Source organism: Motilimonas sp. 1_MG-2023 (assembly GCF_030547455.1).
In the GTDB taxonomy this organism is placed as follows: Bacteria; Pseudomonadota; Gammaproteobacteria; order Enterobacterales; family CBDFNC01; genus Motilimonas.
The window spans coordinates 1-2,206 of sequence record NZ_JAUOPX010000090.1; the positions used below are offsets into that span (position 1 = coordinate 1).

Below are 2,206 nucleotides of genomic sequence, written 5' to 3' on the forward strand. Positions count from 1 at the left end.
GATTCTGGGCAAATAAGCTGCTTGCGCGGTAGTGTCATAACCTTTATCCAGCTTGATAGATGGTCACTTAACTATGGCGCAAGATGTGATAGGCTTCAAATTTAGGAGGGTGTCCTGTCTTTTGTCTCCTGTCTTTTTCTGTCTTTTTCTGTCTTTTTATGTTTCGTTTGTAATTACCGTCTTTGTGACTTTTCTGCATTCTAGGCTTTTAACTACTACAGGCATAGCTATTTGAAAAGATCCTTCACCATTAACCTCGTCTATGGCATTTTTTACAAACGAAGTCATTTCATTTTTTAATGATAATCCTTTTTTAATTGTGTCTTTGGCAGTTTTTTGTGCCATTTCGTTAAATCTAGCACTCATTCCTATTACAGCGACTTCGCCTTCCTTAATTCTTTCACTTTCAACAAAAACTTCACACATGCCATCGGTATTTACACGCCAATTCATTTTATATTTAACTAAAAGATCGGAGCCTGTTGAGGGGCAATTTACACAAAGAATAAACTCTGTGTACATTTCCCTTAATGAATTTTCATCTAACTTATACTTTTGAGCTGAGCTTAATGCCTTATTTATCGAATGTTCAACAACTTCAGCAATGTATTCCGCAGTCAAAATACCGTGATAATGCTTTTCAGGAATAAACATATCATTGCCATACACTGAGCTATGACCATTCCGTATTAGGTTATTAGGATCGCACCTTTTTTTTACGACATACTTACCATCGGTTTGAAAGTCTCCACTTTGAAAATCAACTCTTAGTGTTGCCAAATGATTAGATATTAAATCAATCACATGCTGTGCTGTTAAGGTACTCCCAGCGAAAGCAACGAAACATTCAAAGTCCAAAAACACACTATTATATGACTTGAAATTTTCCCCAATAAAATAGGGTTGCCACAGCTTAACAGGTATTTCTTTAATTTTTTTAAACCCAGATAACAAAGGAGAATGCCCGTTCGAACTAAAGCTTGTAATGATACTGTCAGCTACTGCGAATAGCCCTTCAGACCTTACCCCTTTATTTTCTTTAGGATTATCTATTTTTCGCCATGGGTTTTCTTCAAAATTATATCCAGCTATAACTAATGTCATCGATACCTCTTAGAAACATAACAGCTTATTGGATCCCATAATGGGGTGATAAAACGGCCCAAAACGGCGGCTAAAACATACTCTCAATATTTACACTATTTTTTATCTAATGTAAACAAATACTTACAGTTCGATAGACTAATTGGACACCCTCTTAAATACTGACCAACTTCCCTCACAAAATGAACCTAAAGGACTGTCAAAAAAGCCGCTTCAGTTTATGACAAGCGATGCGAGCAAGCACCTAAGCGTTCAACATAAGCGAACAAATGTATATTATCTGAAATATCGGCGCACCAAAACCTACTCATTCAAAGCATTTGATATCAAACGATAAATTAATGAATATGGCTTAGCCGTAACCACTCAGTTGGTGGCAAGCAACCTGACCGCGAGACCAACAATGGCCCGCTAACTCACTGTGATGAGTCAATGCCTCCCAGCTACCTGCTGCACTGCCAAAGCTGCGGCTAAAATCTTTCACCAAATGTAACCAGGTTTCTTGTTCAATGCCCAAGCTTTGCAACAGCTTAGGTTGGGTGGCGGGGATAAAACCGCGCTTATCATCACGAATGGCGCGACCCGTCCAGTCAACAAGGTGTAAATATTCTTCGAAATAGTAAGGGATTTCGGTGGGTTGCTGTGTGTCGAATTGCCTTTCAAATGGCAGTAATTGGGTTTTGTTTGGGCTGCTTTCCGCGTTGTGATAATTGGCATGCCATTGCTGTAGACGTGCTTGTATTGAAGTGAACTCTTGCTCTTCAACAGTTTGACACATACCTGCGCGAATCGGGTTTAGGTCGACATAGGCCATACAAGTCAGCAGCGCTTTTTCATCAAGTAACGCTTGGCTTTTAAAGCGGCTTTCCCAGAAGTGGCCCTTACAGCCGTCTTCTTTATTGGCCTTGCGTGCGATATCTTCATTAAGGCAGCGCATAAACCAGCTGATGTCCGTCAGTCTGCCACGCCATTTGGCAATACACTCACTAACCACCACCTTTTCAGCACTGTTTTGTGGTTTCTCAGCTAACCAATCACCCACCAATAATGGCAAAGCGAATAATTGCTGCCAGCGATAGGCCACCTCAGCATCAGTTAAGTC

The 2,206-nt window shown here is 40.3% G+C and carries 2 protein-coding genes; both read right to left on the reverse strand.

Going from position 1 to position 2,206, the window contains the following annotated elements; all coding sequences use genetic code 11:
* Positions 1-156: 156 nt before the first annotated feature.
* A complete protein-coding gene (locus tag Q4519_RS21475; RefSeq protein WP_303515948.1) occupies positions 157-1,104 on the reverse strand; it encodes a hypothetical protein in 948 nt (315 codons plus the stop codon).
* Positions 1,105-1,456: 352 nt separating this feature from the next.
* Positions 1,457-2,206: transposase (locus tag Q4519_RS21480; RefSeq protein WP_303515949.1), on the reverse strand; the 750-nt coding region annotated here is incomplete at its 5' end.

Excerpts from the sequence above, each read along its gene's own strand:
- Q4519_RS21475 (WP_303515948.1), bottom strand. The coding sequence starts at position 1,104 with ATGACATTAGTTATAGCTGGATATAATTTTGAAGAAAACCCATGGCGA.